We start from the raw sequence: 24,461 nt of genomic DNA on the forward strand, positions 1-24,461 counted from the left end.
CCGTGCCTGCTGTTCGAAGGGCACGTCGGACGTCACCGCTACTGACCAAGGGCCCGGTCTCGGTTGTGCCGGTGACCACCGAATTCGTGGGCGAACGCCCCGCCACCGGACTGACCCATCACTGAGGCAGCGTCATCCTCGGCCCTTCCAAGGCCGACCACCTCTGCAAAGCCATTGCCGTCCTTAAGAACCACCGCGTCGCACAGGCCGCCTGAGAATGGAACGGCTCACTGGTGCTCTCCCCCAGCGTGCGGGCGACCGCCTCCATCTTCCCTGACGAGTGGATGAACCGCAGGTCTCAGCCCAGGTCAGCGCGCTCGATCAGGTCCCCGTCGTACTGCCTGGGCATGGGCCTTGTCGTGTCCACCGGATCGTCCGGGCGGTGAATCGCTCGATGCGCCGGTCCTCGCGCCGCGGCAGCCTCGACAACGCGCCGCCCTCGGCCAGAGATGTGCCCAGGCGAGATTCTGGGCCAGCAGGTTGCTCGTGCCGACAGAGAGTATCGCCACTGGCACCCCACTGCCGACCAGCCCGTGAATGACCGCTCGTACGGTGCCGTCGCCTCCGCCGGCGAAGACCAGGTCGACCTGTTCGTGCACAGCCTGCCGGGCCGGGCCGTGCCCGCTGCCCTCGATCGTGGTCGCGAACCACAGCGGATCGGCCCAGTCGTGCTTGGCCAGCTCAGCGGTCATCTCAGCCCGGCGCAGGTCCAGATCGGGCACCTTGGTGGGATTCACGATCACAGGTGGCGATGATCCGGTCGAGCAGCAGAGCCGATCGCGAAGAGGATGGCCGCGACGGGGACCTCACCGCGTCGCATGGTCGTCGGCGAGCGGCATCAGCTTGTGCAAGACGTTACGGTAGGCGCGCAGGGCCATCCTCAGCCGCTCGGTCTCCGTGTCGTCCCGGTCGGTGTTCTTCCAGGGCTCCCGGAGCTCACCCAGGCGACGTTCCAGCGTCTCGCGGATGGCGGTCATCACTTCCTCGATGAGCAAATCGGCTCGCTGGACGGCTTCGCGCGGGTCGTCCACGAAAAGCGCTTGAAGAACGTGCCAGCGCTCCAGGACACCGCTCGGGTCGCTGCCGAGCAACGAGCCGTGTTGCGGTGGCGCGGGTTCGGCCGCCGGGTCGAAGACGAGCTTGTCAGAGGTGAGGGCCGGCAGCGTGTCAGGATCTCCAGCCGGCGCGGGCTGAGGTGGCGGTACGTCGGTGGCGTGGTCGAGACGCTTTTCGTTGTCGCGGCTGTTCATGCGCTCAGCTCTCTTGAGGTCGCCGTGCAGGGTCGGGTGGATGATCCAGGTGAAGATGCCCATGACCGAGCTCCTAGTGCGGCGAATCGATGGCTGCGCGGGATCGGTCTTCCGGACCGGTCGAAGCAGCGGACCGGCCGCCCGCGGACTCGCCGGGCCGGCTGTCGAACTCGTTCTCCTCGAGCCAACATCCCCGCGTGCGGTACGGACACAGCCAACTGCGGAAGAGTTCATCACCACAGCCGATCTCCGGGGCGCAGCACGGGCGTCGAGGCCCGTCTGGCGGTGCTGCGGCAGGCGGCCCGGATCGGTTGGCTCCGTCCGGCGTCGTCCGGGGTCGGCCTGCCGGAGGGATCTGAGCGGTGATCAGCTACGGTGATGAGCTTTGCTCGGAACGCCGGTGGCCGTCTGCCCATCAGCGGTATTGGCTGGGGCTGTCTGGCTACCCGTCTCAGGGCGGCGTGCGTCAGCATCGACGCCCGAGCGCCGGCCAGCGGACAGGAAGGTAGCCATGGCGAGGACTGGCCAGGCGCCAGAGACCAGGCCGCTACCGACCGGCAATCACGATCGGACGGCGCTTATGGCGAGTGTCGGCGCCCTCTGCCACCATCAGGGGCCTGCCCTCGACCTCGCGCCCAAGCATGGCGTCGATGCGGCAGGTGACTATCGCAGACTCGATGCACCGTTGGACACCTCGCTTCTCGCCGACCGCTACCGCCTGCTCCAACCTCTCGGGCGGGGCGGCATGGGAACGGTCTGGCACGGTCATGATGAGCTCCTGACCCGCGAGGTCGCGATCAAGGAAGTGGCGCTGCCTGCCGGGCCCGAACGGACGATCGTGGCCGAGCGCACACGTCAGGAGGCACGCGTCACGGCCCGCATCAGCCATCCCCATGTCGCGGGCGTGTACGACGTCGTCGAGGTGTCCGGTCAGCCCTGGATCGTGCTGGAATTGGTGCGCTCTCGAACGCTCGGTCAAAGGGTGGCCCAGGACGGGCCGCTGTCTCCGCGCACGCTGGCGAAGATCGGGCTGGAGCTGCTGCGGGGGTTGTGCGCCGCTCACGCGGCTGGGATCGTGCACCTGGACGTCAAGCCGGACAACGTGCTGCTGGCTCATGACGGTCGCGTAGTCCTGACGGACTTCGGTATCGCCGTGATGGACGGCGATGCCTCCCTCACCCAGACCGGAACGCTGACCGGCACCATGGCCTTCCTGGCTCCCGAGCGGGTCACCGGCGATACCTGCCGGCAGTCGGACCTGTGGTCGCTGGGCGCCACCCTTTTCATGGCCGTCGAAGGGCAGCCCCCCTTCTGCCGTGACACGGCGATTCATACGCTCGTCGCCATGCTGGCCGACCCACCCGACCCCTCCCAACGGGCTGGACCGCTGGCGTCCGTGCTTGCCGGCCTGCTCGACAAGAACCCTGCCACTCGGCTGGACGCAGTCGGCGCGAGCGAGCAACTCCGGCACGTGGCAGATCTATGGCCGCTGAAGGACGAGTCGGCAGCGGCCGCCGTCCTGCACATCCCCGTGGCTGGCGACCTCGTCGGCCGAAGCGGCGAGCGAACCAGTCGGTGTGGTGGTGCCGCGCACCTGTCGTACCACCGCACCGAGCGCGACCAGTTGAACGAGTCCGACGACTGCCACACCGATGTCGTTCAGCAACAGCGCCAAGGGCGGGAAATGCGCCGCCACGACGATCGCGCCCCACCACGCCAACCACCGGGACGCACCACGCCTGGCCAGCAGGAGGCACCCGGCTCCACCGGCGACGACCCCTGCCACGACCAGGACGCCGAACCAGGCGTACTTCCCCTCCAGGGCGCTCGGCTGTTCCCAGTTCGCAGCGGTCAACACCCCGAAAGCCACAGCGAACGCGACCTCCAGGACCGACCCGGCACCCAGCCAGATCCGCCGGCGCCGGGCGGATTCTCTTCAGCCCAGCCGAACCACGCCGTCGTGAAGCACTGGTCGCGTAAGAACCCTGTCAGCATCAGCACTGATTTTCGTGGACGAGCAGGACGGTCTGTACGACGAACGGTGGGAACTCATCCGGCCGGTCGTGATTCTCTGCCGTCCTTTCTGGCCTGTCTCGTGATGTGCCGCTGCGCCCAGTAGACGACGTGGTCGGCGGCTCTCTCCCATTGGGGGGCGCCGAGGGAGAAGTGCGGCATGCGGCCGAACTCCTGGAAGTCGGTGACCGCACGGGACTTACGGTAGCGCTGGTAGATCGCCCGTACCAGCGTGACAGGGACGATGTGGTCGGCGCCACCGGCGATCAGGAGTAGCGGGGCACGGGTGTCGTTGTGCACGTTGACTTGGGTGGCGGCGTGCCGTCGCAGGTTGGCGGTGGCGGCCTGGAACAGCGGCCGGCCCGGAGCGGGCACGTGGTAGCGCTGGTAGATCAACTCCGACTCCTGCGCGGTCAGGGTATTGGTGAACGCGTAATGAAACTGCTTGGCGCTCAGCGCCACGGTCCTGGAACGGTTGCGGGGGTTGGACAGGACCGGCAAGGCCGAACGCAGACTGCTGAGCGGCAACCGCAGCACGCCCTTGATCGGGGCAGGGTGGATCGCGACGCCGGCGACGCCGAGACCGCGATCCAGCAGGATCTGCGTGATCAGGCCGCCGAAGGAATGGCCGACGATGATGGGCGGCCGCGCCTGCTCGCGAACGACCTTCTCGTAAAAATCAGCCACTTCGGTGACGCCCAGGCCGTTCATGACGTCCGGATGCTTGCGCAGGGCTTCGACCTCGATCTCCATGCCCGGCCAGGCCGGAGCGGACACCTGGTGGCCGAACCCGGTGTAGCGCTCTATCCAGTGTTCCCAGGCACGCGGGGTCAGCCACAGCCCATGAATGAGGACGATGGGACACTTGGTATCTGTGCTTTCGTTCATGGGTTCTCCTGCCAGGTCACCGATCAGGCAGCCGGTAGAGGTTGAGATCCGCGCTGTCCCCTTCAGCGCACAGGAGTAGGCAGCCGGAGGAAACGGGCAATTCATGCACAGCTCATCTCCTGAGCTGATAACCGGAGCCTCGGGTAACGAGACCGGCATAGCATCGTGTCCCCAAGGCTGCGAGCCACACCGGTCGTGGGCACATCTGGCCGATGGGTGACGACGGTTTGACGCCGCTGAAGCCAGGATGAACACCAGCCCCGCAGGACAGAGACCAGCCGATCGAGCAGCCGGCCCGACGGGGTCGGGCATGCTCAGAGCTCAAGGACGGCAAGGTGAATGGTGTCGAACGCTCGACCTCCGCAGTGGGCGGATCCCGACAATGGTGTGGACCAGGCCCTGACCAGCGTCTTGGAGGCGATCGGCGTAGCCTCGCGATCTCTCGCCCTTCAGGACGCGATGAGCATGGCCCGCGACGCTGACCGGCAGCGGCTCGCCGTTTGCTGGAGGCGATGACGCCTGACCAGCTCGTTGAAATGGCCGACGCCACACAGCTGCTCAGCGTCGAGGCCGGCCGTAAGCACCGGCGTGACCCAGGTCCCGCTTGCCGGCCGGGCCAGAATGCGTGCCTCGCCGCTGTGCTCGTCGTGGGCTCCGAGTGCCGCCACCGATCACCGTGCTACGTGACGCAGGCAGCATGAGACGGCATCAGACAGGACCATCTGTGGGGCTGCTGGCGGCGCTCGGAGCGCCTTCGACGGGTGCGGGCCCGGTAGAGGGGCTGATGGGTTCGAGCCAGCCGAGCCGCCCGGCCAGGTGCCGGGCGCTGTCGATGACGGCGGCGATGTGCGGAGAGGGGTTGTCCTGGTGCCACAGCAGTGACCAGGGGTAGTGCGTGGCGGGCTCGATCAGGCACCGCCAGGTGGTGCCCGGCCGGTTGGAGGTGCGGAAGGAGGAGGGGACGCAGTGCACGCAGCGGTGCTGGAGGACGAGGTCGGCGGCGGCGCGGCTGCTCTGCACGGTGCCCTCATAGAGGGTGGGGGCGAACCCGGCCGAGCGGCACAGCGTGATGACCAACTGATTGAGCTCAGGGGTTTGTGACTCCTCGCCGAGGAGCAGGAGTTCGTCGGCCAGAGCGGCCACGGGTACGCCGTCGGACTCGGCGAAGCGGTGCCCGTCGGGCACCAGCACGCCGAGCGGATCGAGCCTGATCAGCTTGGAGGTCACCTCGGCCGGAGCCTGCGAGGCATGTCCGATGGCGATGTCCAGGCGGCCGTCGGCCAGTTGCCGATACTGCTCGGGAGTACCCGCCTCGACCTGATGGATCGCGATGTCGGGATGGGTCCGCTGCAGTTCGCGCAGGATCTGCGGCATGGTGTCGTAGCCGGCGTCGATGATGCCGGCGCGCAGCGTGGGCGCGGACGCGGCGGCGTTGCGGGCGGCCTGCCCCGCCCGGCCCACGTGGTCGAGGATCTGACGCGCCTCGATCAGGAAGGCGGCGCCCGCCGGAGTCAGATCGACGTGGTGGGTGCTGCGGTCCAGCAGCCGCACGCCTAACTCGCGTTCCAGCCGTTGGATCTGCTGGCTCAGCGCGGACTGCACGATGTGTTCGCGGACAGCGGCCCGGCCGAAGTGCAACTCCTCGGCCAGCGTCACGAAATAGCGCAGCTGACGCAACTCCATGTCACCACCCCTTCCCGGCCGGGCGGCACCTATCCGGGCCCATCTCTCCCCCACTCTAAGTGCCACGTGGCGGTGTGGGCTCGTGGAGAAAGGCCGGCACGCTCGCTGAGTCGGAGTTGCCCGGAAAGCGAACTCCTAGTGCCTGTCCAGATGGCGCAGGGGCCGCCGGACTCGCTACCGAGGTGGCTGGGGGCGTCCTTGACTCTCGTATCGTCGGTGACGACCATCGCGGCACCGGTGAGCGGCCCTGCCGGTAGCGAGGCCGAAAGGGGCGTCGGTCAGTCTCCGGCCGGGGCGCAGGCCTGTTTCCGCGGGCCAGCGCGGCGGCGTTCGATGCGCTCCTGGTCGGGCCAGTGCACGCTGCTCGCCCAGCCGAGCCGTTCGAACAGGCCGATCAAGGCGGCGGACGGGTCGAGCTGGCCGCGGTCCAGACCGTGACGGGCGCAGGACGGCTCGCTGTGGTGGCCGTTGTGCCAACTTTCGCCGAAGGACAGCAGGGCCAGCGGCCACACGTTGCTCGAGCGGTCGTGGCGCCGGGTCTTGAAGGGCCTGTCGCCGATGACGTGGCAGAGCGAGTTGACGCTCCAGGTGACGTGCTGGAGGAGCGCGACGCGGATCAGCCCGGCCCACAGGCAGGCGGTCAAGCCGCCGTACAGGGTGCCGGTGATCGCCCATCCGGCCAGGAACGGCAGCGCCAGCGACAGCGCGCACAGCGCGGGGAAGGCCCGCGCCACCTTGACCATGGCCGGGTCGGCCAGCAGATCCGGGGCGTAGCGCTCGGCCGGGGTCTGGTCGCCGGCGAACAGCCAGCCCAGATGGGCGTGGGCAAGCCCCCGAAGCTGCCCACGCAGGCCCGCGCCGTACCGGTAGGGAGAGTGCGGATCGCCCGGCCGGTCGGTGAAGGCGTGATGACGGCGATGCACCGCCACCCAGTCGATCACGTTCCCCTGAAAGCCCATCGACCCGGCGACCGCCAGCGCCACGCGCAACCATGGCCGGGCCGTGAAGGAAGCATGGGTGAGCAGCCGATGGAAACCGACCGTCACCCCCAGGCCGGTCACCCCATAGAGCACCACGGCGAGAAGAAGATCGGTGAGCGTGACTCCCTGCCCCCACGCCAGGAAGATCGCGACGCCGAGCGCGACGAACGGCAGCACCACGATCGCCGCTGTCAGTCCTGCCTGGAGCCTTCCTGCCGGAACGTGCTCTTCTGCCCCGGGGAAGGGCGATGCGCCGTCGTAGTCCTGACGGCGTTCCACCGCCTGTTCGGAAATAGTCATGGGTCTCTTTCGTCTCGTCTACACGGTGCGGCGGTGCACGTAGCACCAGCGCCAGGTCGATTTCGATGCCAGGGTGGCGACGACCGGATGGTCGGTCTCCTCGTAGTGGGCGCGGGAGTGACCGCCGCGTGAATCGTCGGAACAGGCCACCCACCCGCAGGTCAGGCACACCAGCAACTGCGCCCAGGTCCGGCCCAGGCCCAGACATTCCTTGCATTCGGGTAGCCCGGGCTCCACCGTCGGGAGCTGGTCAATGTGATCGCAGCGCGCGGCCTGACCGTTCAGGCCCGCGCGGTCAGTCACGTTCGTTCCTTGTGCGTCCAGGGCCATGACGACCCCCTCACGATGACAGCGACGCAAGCTGCGCCGTCTGTTCATCCACCAGTCAAGGCGATCAGCGAATAGGCGGAAACGCGCAATCCCAGCTAGCTTCATCATCTGCGGCGATAAAGAGCCTGCCGGCACGTGGCCCCCCGAGCCGTATGCGGATTGCCCTCACGGCAGGCGTCGTGCCGTGCTCGGCGACGCACCGATGTCAACAGTTTCGCCGGCGCGCTCGTCACGACAGTCGCGCGCAGCCGGTGTTCCGCATCCGAGCGATCGCTCCAACCCGTGCATGGCCAAATTGCGCATGACCAAGTTGCGCGAAAGCCCGATCGCGTTCTCGAACTACGATGTGATTCGCGACAGGAGCTGGCCATCCCCTGAACGTCGCGAAAGCTCGACCTGCGCAGTGGCGTGCGCGGAGATTCGCGTCATGGTGCGGGATTTTTGGTTATCCAGCACGCAAGCCGTATCTCACTGAGCATCCGGGCTCGTGCGGCTCCTGGACTCCGTTGCCGGCAGGACGGGGTCGCCGTGCGAATGTGATGGGCGACAGCCCGTCACTGGCACTGTGTCTTCGGGTGGTGTTGTAGAAGTCGGCGAGTTCCGCTTGGATCTGGTTGCCGTAAAAGCGCAGCAGCAGGATGTGCTTCTCTCACGTCGACAGGGCTTCGATGAGGGGCTTGACGGACTGCCTGTCGAGGACGACATTCAGTGATGGGTCGTTTTCGCGGGGGAGGTCGGCTAGGCTGGCGCCCGGCCTCGCGCCTCCCTCGCCAACGGAGCCACAGACGCCGCCCGAAGTAGCAAGGGCGCCTGGCGGGCGGCTGATCGACGGGGCGCCTGCCCACCCAAGTGCTACGACCACCGCCACCAGCAGAGGCGAGAACAGGGCAGCGCCGAGCCACCGCTCGACTGCCCGACGATGCCCACGCTCATCACGCAATCCGCCGGAAGATGACGGTAGCGTGGTAGCGGTTGTGGTGTTCCCCGTCCGACTGGGCTTCAGCACTAATGACGTCGAGTTCCGCGGTAGTACCGAAGAAGTTGAGGGCCTGGGCCCTGGCGTTCTCTCTGATTTCGTCCGGATTCGCTCCGCTCACGGTGACGCGCAGGGTAAGCGGAAACTGTGTCTCGCTCATTGGTGACCTCCCTTCACAGGTAGTGTGCCCTTCTCACGCTACCCAGCGATCGACGCCAGAGAGATCGGGCGGCAAGCGTGTGGCGTCATGGCTCCGGCCACCGCGGAACCGCATGACCTCGCGCATGCCGCTCTCCCCCGCGATGTCGACCGGCGTCGCAGTGGTGCCAGGTCACCAGCGCGAGAGGTCGATCACCACGTCGTAGCGTTCGGCCGGGGCCGGCGCAGAGAGGTCATCAACGTGCAAGTGATCCCGGCTCGCGGATGAGGAGGTGAGGTGATCGTTCTCCCCGAGCCTCCCTTCGAGTCCGATTCGCTTGATCCAGCGGCCCCATCGAGCGCTTCGCGCGAACTGCTCCGCGATGACCCTGCCCGGTGGGAGTGTCCCGTCAGGAAGGCGATGCGCCAGGGCCCACCGCCAGGCGGTTCGACGGAGTCACCCTTCTCGCTGTCGTCAGAACTTGTCTCCTCTGAGGACTCGTGGGCGTCATCTCCGGGTAGTTCCTGAACCCCTGTCGCCTCGCTCTGCGCGACGGCGGCTCCTTCGTTAGGGACGTGGCGCATTCGGATTTGCGACATCAGGAGCTCGTAGCTGCCGATCAAGGCAGCGCTCGGCCAGGCCGCGATGATGCGTCCGATCAGGCTCGGCTCGGCGACGGCGATGTTGGCCCCCAGGCTGGCGAGGCTGCCGACCGACAACATGGTCCACGCCAGGAACCCGCCGCGTGAGCCGTACCGGTTGGTTAGAAGGATGGACATCGAGGCGACAAGGATCGTGCCGTCGACCGCGAGCGGGATGAGCACCGCCGCCAGGTGATCTTTACCATGCCGCAGACACACCTGGTGCATGTGACGGAACGACACGACCGCCGCGATGGCCGCGAGAAGGAGAACCCCGATGATCGTCGTACGCCGGCTGCGGCACACGGCCCGCGTGCTGAACTCCATGGCTGCTCACCTCTCCCGACCTGGGAGAACGAGCGTGATGGAGGCGCTGAAGGGTATGTACGTATCGGCTGTGTCCCCCCTCGGACACGCACTCTGGTACATGCTGGGCCTCGCCTCGACTGCGACCACCTCCCCGAGGGGTCATAGACGAGGTGGAGGCCCATCTGTTTGTAGAGGTCGTTCCTGTCTGCAGGATCGGCCTTCATCAGGATCTTGGGGAACTCCGCCATCGCCGGAATCTCCTTGATCTCCTTCTCGGTGATCTCACGCTTCCTGTTGATCGTCCGCAGGCGCCCTTCGGCCTGCATGCGCTCGGCCCGGGTTTTCTCATCCACGCGCGATCTGCTACCGGGCCTCCTGGCAGCTACTCGGACCGGACTCCCACCGGCAAGCGACGACGAGCTTACAAAAAGACGATCAGCCGCTACGTCACGACCCCCCTCCGTCCTGCTGGGCGCACGAAAGATCGAGGCTAGAACTTGAACGTGAAGTCTTGGTTGTGACGCCACCAGACGCTCTCCCGGTCGGGGAAGCAGTGCCAGATCTGTATGGAAGCGTTGTCGGGCGGTGGGAAGAAGATGCCTCCGGAAGGGTTTCGGACGTCGAGGCACTTGTCGCTACCGACACCTACGAGACGCCTGATACCTTCGTTGGGGCCCTTATAGTACTCCTCTATCCGCCATTGCTGGTTGGTGCCCGTGTGACACTCCCACAGGATCACGGGGGCGCCAGCGTCCGTACGGAATCCCGCGACATCCAGGCAAAATTGTTTCGGCGAGTCTGGCAAAATAAGTCTGATCTGGATCGCATTGGGCGCGGGCGCGTCCACCACTTGAAAGACTTCGGCTGACGGGCGGGCGGCGAAGCTGCTGAGCAGGATACCTCTGCCCTTGAGACAGTCAGGGTATGTGGGGGTGCAAAAGCCGCTTCGCTCAACGACAACCGGTCGGCCCGTAGATTTGTGCTGGATCCAGGTTATGGGGCCTGAGAGATGATTGTGCTCTGCGAACGTCGCAGGTAGTGGGGCGAAGAACACGAGTGATGCGCTGATCGCGTTGAGGCACGTCTTGGGCTTCGACATTGCGATTCCCCCCTTGCTACTCTTATCGCGGGGCGGGCCGCATAAGGCGCGGGAAATCAATATAGGCAGTTTATCAGGAATTGCTTCAGATCAAGGTAAAACGCACTTGATGTCTCGCCAATGCATCTATGGTGGACATCCGACTGTCCGTCGAGTTCAATGCTCAAATCAGTGCTTACCGTATCCATCGCGCTTACTTTTAGCCTCGATGATTCACGGGTTTGGGTGGCTTCGCCCAGCGTGACGGCTGCATGATTCGTGGATCTTCGATCGGATGTCTGAGCAGGGTGCTGGGCCGGCGGTCACGCCGGTGGTGCCGGGTCCACGGGCCGGTGGGGTCTTGCGATCGGGCTGTCAGGGACGGGTCTGGTGCTCAGGTGGGAGCGGGCAGTCGTGACGTAGCGGATCGTCGAGCGCTGGCGGTTGAGTCGCGCGATCTCGGCGTTGAGTCGCTGACGGTTGGCACGCACGCGCGCGTTGTGCGCGCGCCTCGCGGTTGTAGCCGTCGATGGCGCGCTTCACCTCGCGGTTGTGCTTGTTGACGGCCTGCTTCAGCTTACGGTTGTGGGCGTCGACCATGCGGTTGTACTGGGCCGGGGTGACCTTTCGTGGCATTTCATCCTCCGCGCGCAACGGTAACGCCAGACGTACGACAGAAACCGCGGGCAGCGCCCAGGGCCCTTCCTCTTCACGGTGTCGCTCAGGGTAACGCTCCGGCCCGACAGCCCGCCTCTGACTATCAAGCATGTGAGCGAACAGCTGAGGGCGCGCAGGAAGCCCGAGGCGTTGCCTTCCGGAACTCTCGTATACGTGTCTGACTTGGGCCTTAAACCGTTGATCGGGTGACGTCAGGGGAAGCGGTAGGCGCCTACTTCGTGCAGCACGGTGACGGCAGGGGGCTCGTCGCACCGCTCGTCCAGGGTGGCCCGGTAGTGCTGGAAGGCCTCCACCTGCTGCAACACCCCGGGACCGTCGGCCATCTCGGCCACGTCCACGAAGGTCGCCCCGTCGTCGAGCTGGAAGGTGGCGTAGCGCAGGCCTTCTGGCCGAACCGCGTGCATGTCCTCGTAGACCGCACGCAGCAACTCCAGTTCACGCTCCACCTGATCGGGCTTGATCTTCCAGCGGATCAACACGTGCACAACAGGCTCCTCGCATTGGCCGTCGGGATCGACTGTCACCGTCCTGCGGCGACCGTCGCCTCGATTTCGATCGACATCATGTATTCCAAAATACATACTGTCAACTCAATGCTAGGATGAGACCCATGGCCACCCGGAAGTACGAACAGCGCCTCCGCGCAGAGGCGGCACAGGAGACCCGGCGCCGCATCCTCGACGCGGTCTACCAACGGCTGCGCGAAGCGCCATCGGAACCGGTCAGCATCGATCGCATCGCCCGCATGGCACGCGTCGCGCGCCCTACCGTCTATCTCGTCTTCGGCTCACGCGCCGGGCTCTTCGACGCGGTCGGCGCGGACCTGCTGCAGCGCGGCGGCTTCGACCGCATGCTCCAAGCGTCGGCCCATCCCGACGCCCGCGAGGCGCTGCGCGGCGCGATCCACGCGATCGTCGAGATGTACGCGGCCCACCGGGACGTGTTGCGCGTGCTTGCGTCGATGGCGCTGCTGGACACCGCCGCGGTGGGCGGCGCGGTGCAGCGGATGGAGCAAGGCCGCGCCACCGGGATGGCCGAGCTGGCTCAACACCTGGACAAGCAGGGGTCGCTGCGCCCTGATGTCACCCTCGACCAGGCCACCGACCTGCTCTGGCTGCTGACCAGCTTCGACAGCTTCGACCTGCTGCACTCCGGCCGCAACCTGCCCCTCGACCAGACCACGGCGACACTTACCACCACCGCCGAACGAAGTTTGTGCCGATGACGACTCTGCCCCGCCCCCTTTCCCAGCTTGGCCACACCTCTTTCGTGCAGCTCCTTCGTGACGGGGACGTCGGCCTGGCACCACCCGGGCCTCCCCAGACACCCGCTCCGCGGCTCCCCAACCAGGACGAACCCGATTCGGAAGCCCTGAAACGACAAGATCCCGCCCGATCTTGATGATCGGACGGGATCCCGTCAACCAACTACCAGCCGTTTCACGAACGGCCCACAGGGCGTCTTGGGGGGTTCAGGGCGCGGAGGGCGGCGGGGATGGCGCCGGCGATCTACTTCGATTGTTACCACTCGTCGTCGGGCGTGGCGTCGTCGGACTCCTGTCCCACCGAGTCGCCGATGGCGAAGCCCTCCAGCGTGCTCCCGCGGCGTCGGCATCCGCCTTATCGCGGACGATCCGGACCGTCCCATGCCGGTCGACCTGGTGGCCGGCCTGCTGGACGAATGAGAAGGCTCCATCCTGTTTTCGCCGGTAAAGCGGGTTGGTATGGTGGCGGCCAGGTGCGAACGTCGTGGTAGCAGGGCGAGATCGTGGAGGTAGATCGTCTGTCAGCGAGTGACTTCGAGGCGGGTGAGCACAGCAGGGCGCGTAGTGATGGCGCTTCCAAGATCTGGCTCTGGCGATCGTTGTGTGATGTCGTCACAGACAGTGGTCGAGACTCTCGCCCGTGACTGATCGCCATCGGATAACTGGCCGCGCATCGGTGCGGCCGCCCCGTGAGGATCTTGTCCGACCAAGAACGTCATCATCATTTGAGCGGCCGCGAGGTTCATTGTGCCCTGTGCGCAGCATGCGGTGGCGGGCGATGCCTGCTGCCTGATGGCCACTACCGCCGACTGCTGGAGTTGATGGCGCTGGCACTGGCCGGCGCGCCGCCTCCCGGCTGCTGGCCTTACCCGGCGTACGCGTCGGCCGGGACACGCTGATCCGTCTGGTCCGCGCCCTGCCCGACCTCGAAATCGGCCAGGTCACCGTGCTCGGGATCGACGATTTCACCAAGAGGCGCGGGCACTCCTACGCCACCGTGCTGATCGACATGGACAGCCACCAGCCCATCGACGTGCTGGACGACCGGACCGCCGAGGCCCTCGAACGATGGCTACGCGACCATCCCGGCGTCCACGTGATCTGCAGAGACCGGGCCGGCGCCTATGCAGCAGGCGCCACAGCCGGGGCCCCCGAGGCGATTCACATCGCTGATCGCCGAACCCGTATGGCTACCAGCCGGATCAACGGGCCCCCGCCGCCCCCTGATCGCCCTACGGGACGCGTGGGGCACCATCACCCCCCACAGCGAGCCCGTTTGATGGCGGTCATCGCCACGACAGTGACCGGCGTGTTCGTCCTGGTCGCCATCATCATCGTCGGCGTCGTCGCGACCGTGCTGCCGCACAACAGCGTGCCGACTTCCGACGCCCTGTGCGCAACCGTGCCTCTTCGTACTGCCAAACCCGATGCCATCGCGCTCACACGGCCCGCATGCGCGCCACCACGGATCACCGGGACAGGGCACGGCGCAACAGCCCTTGCAGCCGCTGCCCGCTGGCTCGGCACCCCTTACTCATGGGGAGGCGGCGGACTCGACGGCCCCAGCCGAGGCATCGACCAAGGAGCGAACACGGTCGGCTTCGACTGCTCCGCCCTCACCCGCTACGCCTGGCACCAAGCCGGAGTCGCCTTCCGCGCACCGCCGCTGAACAATGGCACGCCCTTCACCACATCGGACCCGGCTACCAAGCTCCAGGAGACCTCGTGTCCTTCCAAGGCTCCGGCGGAAGCCCCAACCACCCCGGACACGTCGACCTGGTCCTCGACACAAACCGCATGATCGAAACCCTCCGCACCGGCCTACGCGTCCGCATAAGCCGGTACACCACCCGCCAGGACATCACCGGCTACGCCCGCCCAAGGAGCTAGATCACGGGTTCGGATGAAGCTGATCATGCCTGAGGGGACGGTGTTCGGAGCCCGAACGGCGCTGGTCGATCACGCCGTCCCACTCCCTCGTACGTTCGGCTGGGCGATCCGATGACGGATTCAACCGGCACCGTCAACGGCGAAGCGGCAGGCGTAGGAGGCGCCAGGCACGAGAGGGTCGTGCTTGGTGAGTTAGCCCGTGCCCCTCGGGGCGGCGGACGGGCTGCCGGACGCGTACTCGGAGAAGATCTCACCGAGTACGCGTCGCGCGCCCGCGGCCTCCTCCTCGTCGTCGCCCAACGTGTAGGAAAAGGTGGCGAGCGTCTTCCACAGGGCCCAGCCACGCCCGCGCGCCCATGCCGCCTCACCGACCGACAGCCGCTCCCGGAACGCCTGCCGGCCCTCGGCGGTCAGCAATGTCCATGCGATTGCCAGGTCACAGGCCGGATCGCCGACGCCGCAGGTGCCGAAGTCGATGACCGCCGCCAACTTCCCGTCCTTGAGCAGGAGATTTCCCTCGGCGACGTCACCGTGGAACCAGCTCTCCACATCGTCCCAGCGTGCCTCGAGGGCGCTTTCCCAGATCTCGCGCGCCAGGCCGACATCGACGTGGCCGTCCAGATCCGCGAGCGCGTTCTGGGCCACCCCGTCGTACGTCCGCAGCGTGCCGCCGCGAAACCAGTTGTGCTTTCCCGGGCGGGGACCGTCAGCGGGGTCGATGCTCCGCAAGGCCGCCAGGAACCCGGCCAGGTCAACCGCGAATCGCACGGGATCGGCGATCCGCTCCGCGCTGGCCGGCTCGCCGCCAAGCCATCGGTAGATCGACCACGGGTACGGGTAGCCCGCGCCGGGCTCGCCCTTCGCCAGTGGCACGGGAATCGGCAGCGGGAGCCGGGAAGCGAACGCCGGGAGCCACCGGTGTTCCTTGTCGACTGCCAATGCGTACTCGGACGCGCTGGGCAGGCGCACCAACATTCCGGCGCCGAGGTGGAACGTTCGGTCTCCTTCCTCGGTTCTGTCCGAGGTCGATGTCGTGGTGTTCGCCAGGAGCTGGAGGCGTTCGCGTGGCGCACGTTGCCGGGGCCTCCACGCTCTGAGGGGCGAGCACGTCTTTTCCGGGACAAGACAGCCGGGTCGTTATGTGACATCGAGTGACAGCCGGGGCTGTCGTGTCACAGAACGGGCGGACTGTCTCGTCCCGGTAGCGGAGACAGACGCTCCTCGTAGCGGCCGGTTTTCGCCCCGCGCCCCATCGACAGCCGCGGTCAGGATTCCTCGTCATGGGCTCGAACAGCCCACGCGGCCTGAAGAAGAGAAATGGAGATTTTCGTGATGTTGGTAACCGGTGGCACCGGAAACGTCGACGCCAAGGTACGTGGCATGACCCCGGACCTTCGTGCGTCCCGGAGCGTTCATGACCAACGACCTCGTGTGGGCGGCGCAGATCATCAACGACAGGATCGTCCGTGGAGTGACGGCGACGCTGAAGTGGCCCCGGTCGACTCTCGCGACATCGCCGCGGGCGGGCGGCCATTGCGGTTCGAGGTCGCGTGAGCAATTCCAGGAGAAGATGCTCCGCCACGGACTGCCGGCGCCCGTGATAGCCGAGCTCATGGACGGGCTCGCGGCGAGGGTCGGCAAGATGGACCCCGTGCTGCCGACGGTGGAGCGGGTAACCGGGCGAGCAGCCTTCACATACGCGGAATGGGTTGCTCACCGCGCGGCGGACTTCGGCTCGACGCCGGCCTGACAGGTCAGAAATCCGGGCGTCAGTCTTTGAGCCGGCGGACCCGATTGGTCTCGCGGACGACCGCCCAGGCGTCCGCCACCGGGCCCAGATGCCGCAGCTTGTCGGGGTTGATCACGGCGCGAATGGTCTGGATCTGCCCGTCCAGGATGTCGAGCGTCAGGGTGTTGACGATCTTGCCGTCCCGGTCGCGGAAGATCGCGCCTGGCTGGCCGTTCATCTCATGTGGTTCCACGACGCCGCCGATCTGGATGAACGGCGCGACGAACGCGGCCAGCATCCGGGCCACGTTCTCGGCGCCGAAAACTCCGTCGCCCCACAGCGGGGCCTTGCCGCCGCTGTCGCCGGCCATCTGCACGTCGGCGGCCAGCAGCTCGCGCAGCCCGTCGACGTCACCTTCGCGGAAGGCGTCGAAGAAGCGACCGGCGAGTTCCTCCCGCTCCCGGCGATCGGCCTCGAACCGGGCACGTCCGGCGTCCATGTGGCGGCGCGCTCGTACGGCAAGCTGGCGGCAGGCCGGCTCCGAGCGCCCTATCGCCGCGGCGACCTCACCGAAGCGGAACCCGAACACCTCCCGCAGCACGAAGACCGCGCGTTCGAGCGGGCTGAGCCGCTCCAGCAGCAGCAGGGCCGCCATCGAGACCGTGTCGGCGAGCTCCGCCGACCGCTCCGGGTCCTCGTAGGGGTCGGCCAGCAGCGGCTCGGGGAACCACTGCCCGGCATATTCCTCCCGCCGCATGCGTGCCGAGCGCAGCACGTCGATCGCGATGCGAGACACCATGGCCGAGAGGAACGACTTGGCCGACGCGGGCCGGGTCGGGCAGGCCTCGTAGCGTAGCCAGGTCTCCTGGACTGCGTCCTCGGCCTCGCTCACGCTGCCCAGGATCCGGTAGGCGATGGAGAACAGCAGCGGCCGCAGCTGTTCGAACTCCTCGGTCCGGGTCATGCCAGCTCCTCCTTGAAGCCCTGCCGCCAGGAGGGATAGCGCAATCGCCAACCGAGTTCGCGTTTGGCTTTGGCGTTGGAGAAGCCGCGTCCCTGAGTCATCATCGTCACCGCCGTCTTCCCGGCCAGCGGCCGGGCCAGCCACACGGGGATCCGCATCGGAGGCTTGGCACCGGCGCACGCGGCCAGGTGGGCCAGCCACTCACGAGCCGGGGCTGGTTCGTCGTCGACGATGTTGAACACGCCCTTCACCCGCTGCTCCACGGCCAGGACGGTGGCGGCGGCCGCGTCGTCGAGATGCACCCACGAGCTGTGGCCCGCACCGTCGCCGACGACCGGGTACTGCCGCTTGCGCACCAGCTCGACCTGATCATCGGTGGCTCCCGGCCCGTAGAACGCGCCGTACCGCAACACCGCGCCACCGGCCTTGATCACCACCTCTTCCAGATGACGGATCGCCTGCGCACCCTTACCGGTACTGGTCGGATCAAGTGGGTCCTCTTCGGTCTTGACCCACCCGCCCTGACGGATGCCGTTCCAGGCGGCGTAGCTCTGCGCGACCACGTGACACCCACCGCTCGCCTCAGCGGCGGCCAGCAGATGATCGGTCCCTTCGGTACGAAGCCGGTTGGTCGTGGCGAACCAGCGGTCGAAATGCTTGATATCCGGCTTTCCGGAGATCGCGGTCATCTGGTGCACGACGACCTCTGGCCGCGCCAGGGCCACCACCTGGCCGATCGAGGCCGCATCCAGCCCGTCCATCACGACCGCCTCGGCACCCAGCCGCTCCAGCAGGCCCAGCCTGGCCATCCTCGTCGTCGCCGTCACCTCATGCCCCCTGGCCACCAGCTGCGGCACCAGCCGCCGCCCCAACACCCCGGCCCCACCGGCCACGAGCACCCGCACGCCAACCCCTCACCTTCCCAGCCCCGACACCTGTCTTCCGACAGGAGACGAAACAGCTCGCCCGTTCTGTGACATCACCCCGTCCCGCGACACCACAGCCCGTCCTGTCACATCACCGCCGAAGCCCAAGGAGCCCACTCCTACCCGACAGCCACCGGCCGCCCCCAACCCGCCGCCCTCAGCCGGCTGGTCCGGTCCGGCCGCGTCTTTGCGATGTCACAGAACGGCCCGGCTGTCTCGTCCCGGGAAAGACGCGCCGGCTTTCGGAGCGCGCAGGACCTGACAACGTACGCACGCGGCCGTGTGGTGCACGTCACTGTCACGGCCAGCACAAACACAACCCAAGGAAACGCGTCATGGAACCCCGCTTGGACCTTGCCGCCAGCCCGCTAGCGGCCAGGTCCATGAAGTACTTCTTCTCGGCCAGCAACGTCATCTTCAAGGATTCGACGCTGCCGAAGGCGCTTCAGGACCTGGTGATGCTCCGCGCCAGTCAGATCAACGGCTGCGGCTTCTGCGTCGACATGCACTCCAAAGACCTCGCGCGGGCCGGGGAGAGCCCAGTGCGCGTCAACATGGTCGCGGCCTGGCGGGAGTCCACCATGTTCACCGAGGCCGAGCGCGCCGCTCTGGAGTTGGCCGAGCAGGGCACCCGCATCGCCGACGCGGCCGCTGGTGTCACGGACGAGGCCTGGGCGAAGGCCGCCGAGCAGTTCGACGACGAGCAGCTCACCGCCCTGGTGCTGCTCATCTCCCTCATCAACACCGCCAACCGCCTGAACGTCATCGTCCGGCAGCCCGGCGGCGGCCACCAGCCCGGCCAGCTGGCATAACGAAGGAACATCATGAGCACCGCCTTGGAAATCCTTCGCCGTGACTTCGGCGGCGACATCATCACATCCGGCGCACCCGATTACGCCTTGGCCGCCGGCACGGTGCTGACGTCGGGCTGCCCGGCCTTCGTGCTGCGCCCCAGTGGAGGCCACGCCTTCACCGGGTTCGGCACCAACGAGGACGGCGTCGTGATCGGCCTTGGCCGGCTGGCGAGCGTGGAGGTCATCGACAAGGACCGCTACCTCGTACGCATCGGCGGCGGCACCTGGGGCCAGGTCGCGACGGCCCCGGCCCCGCACGGCCTGGCCATCTCCTCGGGCGACACCAAGAGCGTCGGGGTCGGGCGGGCTGACGCTGACCGGCGGCATCGGCTGGAAGGTCAGGAAACACGGTTTGGCCCTGGACTTCGGCATCGTCACCGCGAGCGCACACCCGACCACCGACGTCTTCCACGGCAAGACCGCCTTCCCCGCCGCCGAACCGCCCGGCGTGCTGCGGGGCTGGGCGGACCACCCGCGTGCCGCGCCCGAGGAGCTGACCTCCGTCGTGAGCTTCGCCAATCCCTTGGCCGGCGGCCCCGAGGCGCCGGGTCGAGACCCAGCTCGCCTTAGACGGCGACAACGTACGGCTCGCGGCCCGGGCCATCGACCCGATCCGCTCCCTCGGTACGGTGATCGCCGACGATGTCGCGCTGCGACCGTATGCGGACACGCTCGTGGACGGCGCGACCCCGCCGCCCCGCATCCACTGGTGACCCGCAGCGCGTTCGTCGGCAAGGAGTCGGTGCCGCAAGCTCTGCGGATCTTGGCCGCGACCGGGGCGGCAAAGGCGTCGCCGCTCATCGCCGTGCGCAGCGTCGGCGGCGCGGTGTCACGGCTCCCCGAGCAGGCCACCGCCTACGCCCACCGCCAGGCCGAGCTGATGGTCGTGACCACCGCAGCCGGCCCGCCGCCGGTCATCGAGGCCGCCCGCCCCGGGCTCGATGCGCTGTGGGCCAGACTCCCCCGCGCAGACCCCTCCGGTGCCTCGCCGCGATCAAGCGCCAGCACGACCCCGGCAACCTGTTCGCCCGCAACCGCAATGTCCGGCCTCAGTAGGCCGCCTACGCCGGTTCGCATCCCATGGCAGAAAGAAGGAGATCATGAGCAAGGTTTGGTTCGTCACCGGATCGTCGCGCGGTCTTGGCCGCAGCTTCGCCGAGGCCGCCCTGTCCCGCGGCGACCGGGTGGCGGCCACCGCCCGCAACCCTCGAAGCCTCGATGACCTGGTCACCGCCTACGGCGACCTGGTGCTTGCGCTGGAGCTGGACGTGACCGACAAGGCCGCCGTCTTCGAGAGCGTGACGCGGGCCAAGGAGCATTTCGGCCGCCTGGATGTGATCGTCAACAACGCCGGCTACGGCCTGTTCGGCGCGGTCGAGGAGCTGACCGAGCAGCACCTGCGCGACCTGCTGGAGACCAACCTGCTCGGCCCGCTGCGGGTCATCCAGGCCGCGCTGCCCCACCTGCGCGAGCAGGGTTCCGGGCACATCATTCAGATCTCCTCCACCGCCGGCGTCGCCGCCTTCCCCCTCGGCGGCGGATACTGCGCGTCCAAGTGGGCCCTGGAGGGCCTGAGTGAGAGCCTCGCCCAGGAGGTCGCCGGCTTCGACATCAAGGTAACCGTCGTGGAGCCCGGCAGTTACGCCACCGGCGCGAGCGCCGGCGCGGTCAAGGCCTCGCCCAACCCGCTCTATGACGCCGCCCGAAGGGCCCACGCCGCGCACGCCCAATCGCTCGATGCCGGCGACCCGACCGCCGCGGGCCAGGCCATGCTCAAGCTCGCCGACATCCCCAACCCGCCCCTGCGGGTGTTCTTCGGCACCCAGAGCTACCCGATGCTCCAGCAGGTCTACGCCGACCGGCTCAAGACCTGGGCCGACTGGCACGACCTCTCGGTGCAGGCCCACGCGACCCCGGCCGCCTGATCTGTCGGCCCATCACCCCATCCCGGGCGGGTCGGGTGATGGGCGCCCACGCCCTGATGAACGCCGAGCGGTCTGCGGCTGCGCGCCGGGACCGACCTGAAAAAGCAGTTTTGTGGAAGGGAGTCGTCATGCAAGATGGTGGCCGCCGTGCCCTGGTGGTCGGGCTCGGGATCGCGGGAATCGCGACCGCGCTCCGGCTACGGCAGGTCGGCTGGGAGCCGATGCTGATCGAGCGGGCGCCTGTGCGCCGCTCGGGAGGGTACTTCATTATGCTGTTCGGCACCGGCATGGCCTCCGCTCGCCGTTTGGGTGTGCTGGAGGCCATCGGGGACCGCGGCAGCCCTTTGCTTACCGCGTACGAGGTGAATCGGGCGGGACGCCGAACCCCGGGCATGAACCCGTCAACCCTGCCGGGCAAACCCCTGCAACTGCTGCGCGGCGACATCGAGCAGGGGCTGTTCTCCGCGTTGCCGGACGACATGGAGATCCGTTACTCCACCGTGCCCACCCGCATCACCCAGGACGACACGGCGGCCGAGGTCACGTTGCACGACACCGCCTCAGGCGCCGTCGTCACCGAGCGCTTCGACCTGGTGGTGGGCGCCGACGGCCTGCGCTCCACCGTGCGGAGCCTGGCCTTCGGGCCGCAGGAGTACCTGCACCCGCTCAACTACATGATCGCCGCAACCCTGCTCGACCGGCCAATCGAGGGCTTCACGCTGCACGAGGGCCTGATCCTGGCCGAGCCTGGACGCTCGGCATGGACCTTCCCCTACGGCAACCACCCGCCGAGCCTGCTGTTCTCCTACCGCACCGGCGACATCGACGCCGAATTCGCCCGCCCGCCGATCGAGTCGCTCCGCGCCGCCTTCGGCCCCGAGGCCACCGGACGCCTCCTGGAGACCTTGTTCACCCGGTTTGAGCAGGCCCCGGACTTCCTGTTCGACTCCGTACAGCAGGTCAGGATGCCCCGCTGGCACCGCGGCCGCGTCGCCCTGGTCGGCGACGCCGCCTGGTGCGTGACCTTGTACGCGGGCATGGGCGCCTCCAGCGCCATGGCCGGGGGCGAACTGTTGGGCACCATGCTGCGACGGCACCCTGACGACCTGCCCAGCGCGCTGCGGGCGTGGGAGGCCAGGATGCGGCCGTTCATCCAAGCAGAGCAGGACAGTGCGCTGACCATGCGCAGGCTCTTCACGCCCCACGACCGCAAGGAACAGATCATCCGCGCCGCGATGCTGCGTCTCACGCACGCTCCTGTCATCGGCCCAACGATAGGCAGGATCTTGAACGGCTCCGACATGAAGAACAAGCAGCTCGACATCGCCGCCATATGACTCACCCGCATGAACAGCCGGCGGGACGGTCAGGTAGCTGTTTCTGGAAGCTGTAGCTGAATGTCACCTTGCCCAGCCCTGATCGCCGTCCTCACACTGCCGCTTTCACTCATGAGCGCACCCGCGATCGCCAAGGGCCCCACGCCATCCCCCACGGCTCTTCCTCTCCTCTCGCCGGGAGGCTACGGGGCCCTTTCGTCATGCCCGGGTCAGGCAGGCAGATTCCATCGGAGGCTGCCGGAGCCGCCCACATCCAGTGAGACCCACTGCCGCTCGGGCGTCACAGTCAGCGTGAACGCCGACTGGTGCGGCTTGCCAGCGTCCAACCACGAGGCAAGGGCCCGCTCAACTGCGTCCCACAGGCGGTTCGGGCCGTACTGGTGGACAACCCATCCGCTTGAGTCCGCAGGCTCGACGTCGGCATGCGAGCCCGATTCCACGTCGTGCAGTGCCAGAGTGCTTTCGACCCAAACATGCTGCGCGTGGGGAGCGGCGAGTTGGGCCACGAACTGACCCGTCTCATCGTTCAGCAGCGCCGGGTCCATGGTGGTGTGGCTGGCGTCGCCGACACCGAGCTTCATCATGCCCATGGGCGGAGCAGCGTGCGGCCGGGCGGGCTGGAAGTACACAACCTCCGGGAAGGTGCCGCTCGCGGTTCCGTCGTCGGCGACCTGAAGGTGCGCCAGCGCGCCAGCGCCGATCCAGCCCAGCAGGGGCGTGGTGATCGTCCCGCCAGGGCGGACCTGCCGCAACCAGCGGAGCGGGATTGTCCGCACCGCGCAGGTGGCGAGGAGCCGGTCGTACGGGGCGTTGCGGTCGAAGCCATCAAGCCCGTCTCCCTGCACGAGGGTCGGCGCATACCCTGCCGCTGTGAGCGCTGTCTTCGCACGTCCTGCAACGGCCGGATCGAACTCGATCGAAGTGACAGCACCGCTGCCGAGCCGGTGGCACATCAGCGCCGTGGAGTAGCCGGTGCCGGTGCCGATCTCCAGCACCTTGTCGCCTTCGCTGATCCCGGCCGTGTCCAGCATGCGCACGACGAGACTGGGCAGCGTAGACGACGACGTCGCCCACACGTTGGCGATCGGTTCGCCGGCATCCTCGGCCAGGACGCCGGCGACCTGAGTCACCAAGCTCTGGTCGGAGTAGATGAGGGCAAGCCAATCCTCGGGACTCATCTTCGAGCGGTGGACGGGCACCCAGCCGCGGGCGTCGGGATGGAACACGTTGTCACCGACGAACAGCTCGCGCGGCACCGCTTCCAGCGCTGCACGCCAGCGCGGGTGGTCGATCTCGGCGGCGAGTTCGTGCCGGACCTTGGCGGTCAGTTCGTGCATGGGTTCATCCTTCCAGCAGGGTGTCGGCGAGAGCCGCTGCTATCGCGGGCGCGTCGGGCAGCCAAGCCCACTGCCCGTTGGGGTTGCATCCCAAAAACGTCCGCTGGCGGTCGGTTCCCGAGCCGGTCAGCGCAAAGTCGAAGCAGCCGAACGCGAGGGCGAAGCGGCGCAGGTAGAAGCGCATCGCGACCTTGATCGGCGCGGGCACCTCGATCGGGGTGTGGACGAGGCGGTCCCAGTCGTCGCGGCGCCAGTCGAGCGTCCCGTCCAGCGCGGTGATCTCGCTAGCGAAAACGCGCGAGCCCACCACCGTGACGCGGGCATCGCTCGTCTTGGGCACCTCGGCCTGGAACAGGTGAGCGGTGAGCCTGACTGACTCGTCGACGTCGGCCGGATCGATGCGCTGCGTCCAGATGGCCGCCACCTCGCCGCCTGGGGCTGCAGGGACGCCGCGGAACGACTTGTAGACGATCGGGGCGTGCTTGGCGGCGAACTCGCGGACGGCGCCGGGGTCGTTCGTGATGAGGGTTGCCGGCACGTCGAAACCCACCTCGGCGGCCACCTGGAGCTGCGCCGGTTTCACCTCGGCTCGCTCGACGGCGGCCGGACGGTTGACGTACCGGCATCTCGGTAGGGCGGCGAGCATGCCGTCGAGCCCGTGCCGCGCCTCGGACTTGGCGAACTCGCGCTCCTGCGGCGGCAGCTCATGGAAGCGCCACGGCGACGGGCGGCGGTAGTAGACGGCCTGCACGTCCTCCAGCGCTACGTCGCGAGTCAGGGTCCGCAACGACCCGGTCCATCCGACCTGATCGGCCCCGATCTGCGCGCTGAACGTCAGATCGGGGCCGATGTCAGCCGGATCCACCCGGGCCACCCGCGAGCCGCGCTCGTTCGACGCGGCGATGACGGGGTTGGCGGTGACGTCATCCATGCAGGTGATCACCATGACGGTGCCCCGAGAGGATCGCAT

General features: G+C 67.6%; 23 protein-coding genes and 1 pseudogene. 8 read left to right on the forward strand and 16 right to left on the reverse strand.

Going from position 1 to position 24,461, the window contains the following annotated elements:
• Positions 1-308: 308 nt before the first annotated feature.
• Both E1294_RS22515 and E1294_RS22520 read right to left on the reverse strand, forming a co-directional pair.
• Positions 309-743: a diacylglycerol/lipid kinase family protein gene (locus E1294_RS22515; RefSeq protein ID WP_132511178.1), complete on the reverse strand. Its 435-nt coding sequence runs from the start codon at positions 741-743 to the stop codon at positions 309-311.
• Between the two features lie 63 nt (positions 744-806).
• Complete coding sequence (locus tag E1294_RS22520; RefSeq protein ID WP_132511180.1) at positions 807-1,313, reverse strand: hypothetical protein; 507 nt, start codon at positions 1,311-1,313, stop codon at positions 807-809.
• A 517-nt stretch (positions 1,314-1,830) separates the two neighbouring features.
• Between E1294_RS22520 and E1294_RS22525 the strand changes: the two genes are divergently transcribed.
• On the forward strand, positions 1,831-3,369 hold the full coding sequence (locus E1294_RS22525; protein ID WP_165977423.1) for a serine/threonine-protein kinase: 1,539 nt from the start codon (positions 1,831-1,833) through the stop codon (positions 3,367-3,369).
• On the opposite strand, the gene E1294_RS22530 is transcribed toward E1294_RS22525, so the two are convergent.
• From E1294_RS22530 to E1294_RS22570, 9 genes are all read right to left on the reverse strand, one after another.
• Positions 3,300-4,151 carry an alpha/beta hydrolase gene (locus tag E1294_RS22530; protein ID WP_132511184.1) on the reverse strand — a complete coding sequence of 284 codons (852 nt, stop codon included), beginning with the start codon at positions 4,149-4,151 and terminating at the stop codon, positions 3,300-3,302. The two genes, E1294_RS22525 and E1294_RS22530, sit on opposite strands and share 70 nt — an antisense overlap.
• A 708-nt stretch (positions 4,152-4,859) precedes the next feature.
• The gene (locus E1294_RS22535; RefSeq protein WP_132511186.1) at positions 4,860-5,834 is read right to left on the reverse strand and encodes a LysR family transcriptional regulator; all 975 of its coding nucleotides are present in this window, start codon (positions 5,832-5,834) and stop codon (positions 4,860-4,862) included.
• A gap of 278 nt (positions 5,835-6,112) precedes the next feature.
• Positions 6,113-7,114 (reverse strand): acyl-CoA desaturase, encoded by a 1,002-nt coding sequence (locus E1294_RS22540; RefSeq protein WP_132511188.1) that lies wholly within the window; start codon positions 7,112-7,114, stop codon positions 6,113-6,115.
• An 18-nt stretch (positions 7,115-7,132) separates the two neighbouring features.
• Positions 7,133-7,444 (reverse strand): UBP-type zinc finger domain-containing protein, encoded by a 312-nt coding sequence (locus tag E1294_RS22545; RefSeq protein ID WP_132511190.1) that lies wholly within the window; start codon positions 7,442-7,444, stop codon positions 7,133-7,135.
• Positions 7,445-8,376: 932 nt separating this feature from the next.
• Entirely contained in the window at positions 8,377-8,580 is a 204-nt protein-coding gene (locus E1294_RS22550) for a hypothetical protein (protein ID WP_132511192.1), read from the reverse strand.
• A gap of 191 nt (positions 8,581-8,771) precedes the next feature.
• Positions 8,772-9,443, reverse strand: a complete 672-nt coding sequence (locus tag E1294_RS22555; protein WP_246083198.1) for a DUF2637 domain-containing protein — start codon at positions 9,441-9,443, stop codon at positions 8,772-8,774.
• A 556-nt stretch (positions 9,444-9,999) separates the two neighbouring features.
• Positions 10,000-10,608 (reverse strand): RICIN domain-containing protein, encoded by a 609-nt coding sequence (locus E1294_RS58120; RefSeq protein ID WP_132511194.1) that lies wholly within the window; start codon positions 10,606-10,608, stop codon positions 10,000-10,002.
• Positions 10,609-10,962: 354 nt separating this feature from the next.
• Positions 10,963-11,223, reverse strand: a complete 261-nt coding sequence (locus E1294_RS22565; protein ID WP_132511196.1) for a hypothetical protein — start codon at positions 11,221-11,223, stop codon at positions 10,963-10,965.
• A 233-nt stretch (positions 11,224-11,456) separates the two neighbouring features.
• Entirely contained in the window at positions 11,457-11,750 is a 294-nt protein-coding gene (locus tag E1294_RS22570) for a hypothetical protein (RefSeq protein WP_132511198.1), read from the reverse strand.
• Positions 11,751-11,875: 125 nt separating this feature from the next.
• Between E1294_RS22570 and E1294_RS22575 the strand changes: the two genes are divergently transcribed.
• From E1294_RS22575 to E1294_RS58130, 3 genes and pseudogenes are all read left to right on the forward strand, one after another.
• Entirely contained in the window at positions 11,876-12,490 is a 615-nt protein-coding gene (locus E1294_RS22575; protein ID WP_132511200.1) for a TetR/AcrR family transcriptional regulator, read from the forward strand.
• 985 nt (positions 12,491-13,475) lie between these two features.
• Positions 13,476-13,694, forward strand: a pseudogene (locus E1294_RS58125) (transposase); the annotation flags it as partial.
• 371 nt (positions 13,695-14,065) lie between these two features.
• Positions 14,066-14,419: an NlpC/P60 family protein gene (locus E1294_RS58130; protein WP_425465218.1), complete on the forward strand. Its 354-nt coding sequence runs from the start codon at positions 14,066-14,068 to the stop codon at positions 14,417-14,419.
• A 192-nt stretch (positions 14,420-14,611) separates the two neighbouring features.
• On the opposite strand, the gene E1294_RS22585 is transcribed toward E1294_RS58130, so the two are convergent.
• Positions 14,612-15,466 (reverse strand): aminoglycoside phosphotransferase family protein, encoded by an 855-nt coding sequence (locus E1294_RS22585; RefSeq protein ID WP_281284474.1) that lies wholly within the window; start codon positions 15,464-15,466, stop codon positions 14,612-14,614.
• Between the two features lie 367 nt (positions 15,467-15,833).
• On the opposite strand from E1294_RS22585, the gene E1294_RS22590 reads away from it, so the two are divergent.
• The gene (locus E1294_RS22590; RefSeq protein WP_132511206.1) at positions 15,834-16,169 is read left to right on the forward strand and encodes a hypothetical protein; all 336 of its coding nucleotides are present in this window, start codon (positions 15,834-15,836) and stop codon (positions 16,167-16,169) included.
• Positions 16,170-16,188: 19 nt separating this feature from the next.
• Here the strand turns inward: E1294_RS22590 and E1294_RS22595 are convergent, their stop codons facing one another.
• Positions 16,189-17,112: an RNA polymerase sigma-70 factor gene (locus E1294_RS22595; protein ID WP_132511208.1), complete on the reverse strand. Its 924-nt coding sequence runs from the start codon at positions 17,110-17,112 to the stop codon at positions 16,189-16,191.
• Positions 17,109-18,017 carry an NAD-dependent epimerase/dehydratase family protein gene (locus E1294_RS22600; protein WP_132511210.1) on the reverse strand — a complete coding sequence of 303 codons (909 nt, stop codon included), beginning with the start codon at positions 18,015-18,017 and terminating at the stop codon, positions 17,109-17,111. The genes E1294_RS22595 and E1294_RS22600 overlap by 4 nt, the downstream gene beginning before the upstream one ends.
• 356 nt (positions 18,018-18,373) lie before the next feature.
• Here E1294_RS22600 and E1294_RS22605 point away from each other — a divergent pair, with 356 nt between their 5' ends.
• The 3 genes from E1294_RS22605 (at position 18,374) to E1294_RS22620 (ending at position 22,154) form a co-directional block, all read left to right on the forward strand.
• Positions 18,374-18,850 carry a carboxymuconolactone decarboxylase family protein gene (locus E1294_RS22605; RefSeq protein WP_132511212.1) on the forward strand — a complete coding sequence of 159 codons (477 nt, stop codon included), beginning with the start codon at positions 18,374-18,376 and terminating at the stop codon, positions 18,848-18,850.
• A gap of 1,142 nt (positions 18,851-19,992) precedes the next feature.
• A complete protein-coding gene (locus E1294_RS22615; protein WP_132511214.1) occupies positions 19,993-20,817 on the forward strand; it encodes an SDR family NAD(P)-dependent oxidoreductase in 825 nt (274 codons plus the stop codon).
• Between the two features lie 128 nt (positions 20,818-20,945).
• Positions 20,946-22,154: an FAD-dependent monooxygenase gene (locus tag E1294_RS22620; protein ID WP_132511216.1), complete on the forward strand. Its 1,209-nt coding sequence runs from the start codon at positions 20,946-20,948 to the stop codon at positions 22,152-22,154.
• A 209-nt stretch (positions 22,155-22,363) separates the two neighbouring features.
• Here E1294_RS22620 and tgmC read toward each other — a convergent pair whose 3' ends face one another.
• The gene (gene tgmC, locus E1294_RS22625) at positions 22,364-23,491 is read right to left on the reverse strand and encodes an ATP-grasp peptide maturase system methyltransferase (RefSeq protein WP_165977424.1); all 1,128 of its coding nucleotides are present in this window, start codon (positions 23,489-23,491) and stop codon (positions 22,364-22,366) included.
• A 4-nt stretch (positions 23,492-23,495) separates the two neighbouring features.
• Positions 23,496-24,461: an ATP-grasp ribosomal peptide maturase gene (tgmB, locus tag E1294_RS22630; RefSeq protein ID WP_132511218.1), complete on the reverse strand. Its 966-nt coding sequence runs from the start codon at positions 24,459-24,461 to the stop codon at positions 23,496-23,498.

The organism is Nonomuraea diastatica (assembly GCF_004349015.1).
Lineage (GTDB): Bacteria > Actinomycetota > Actinomycetes > Streptosporangiales > Streptosporangiaceae > Nonomuraea > Nonomuraea diastatica.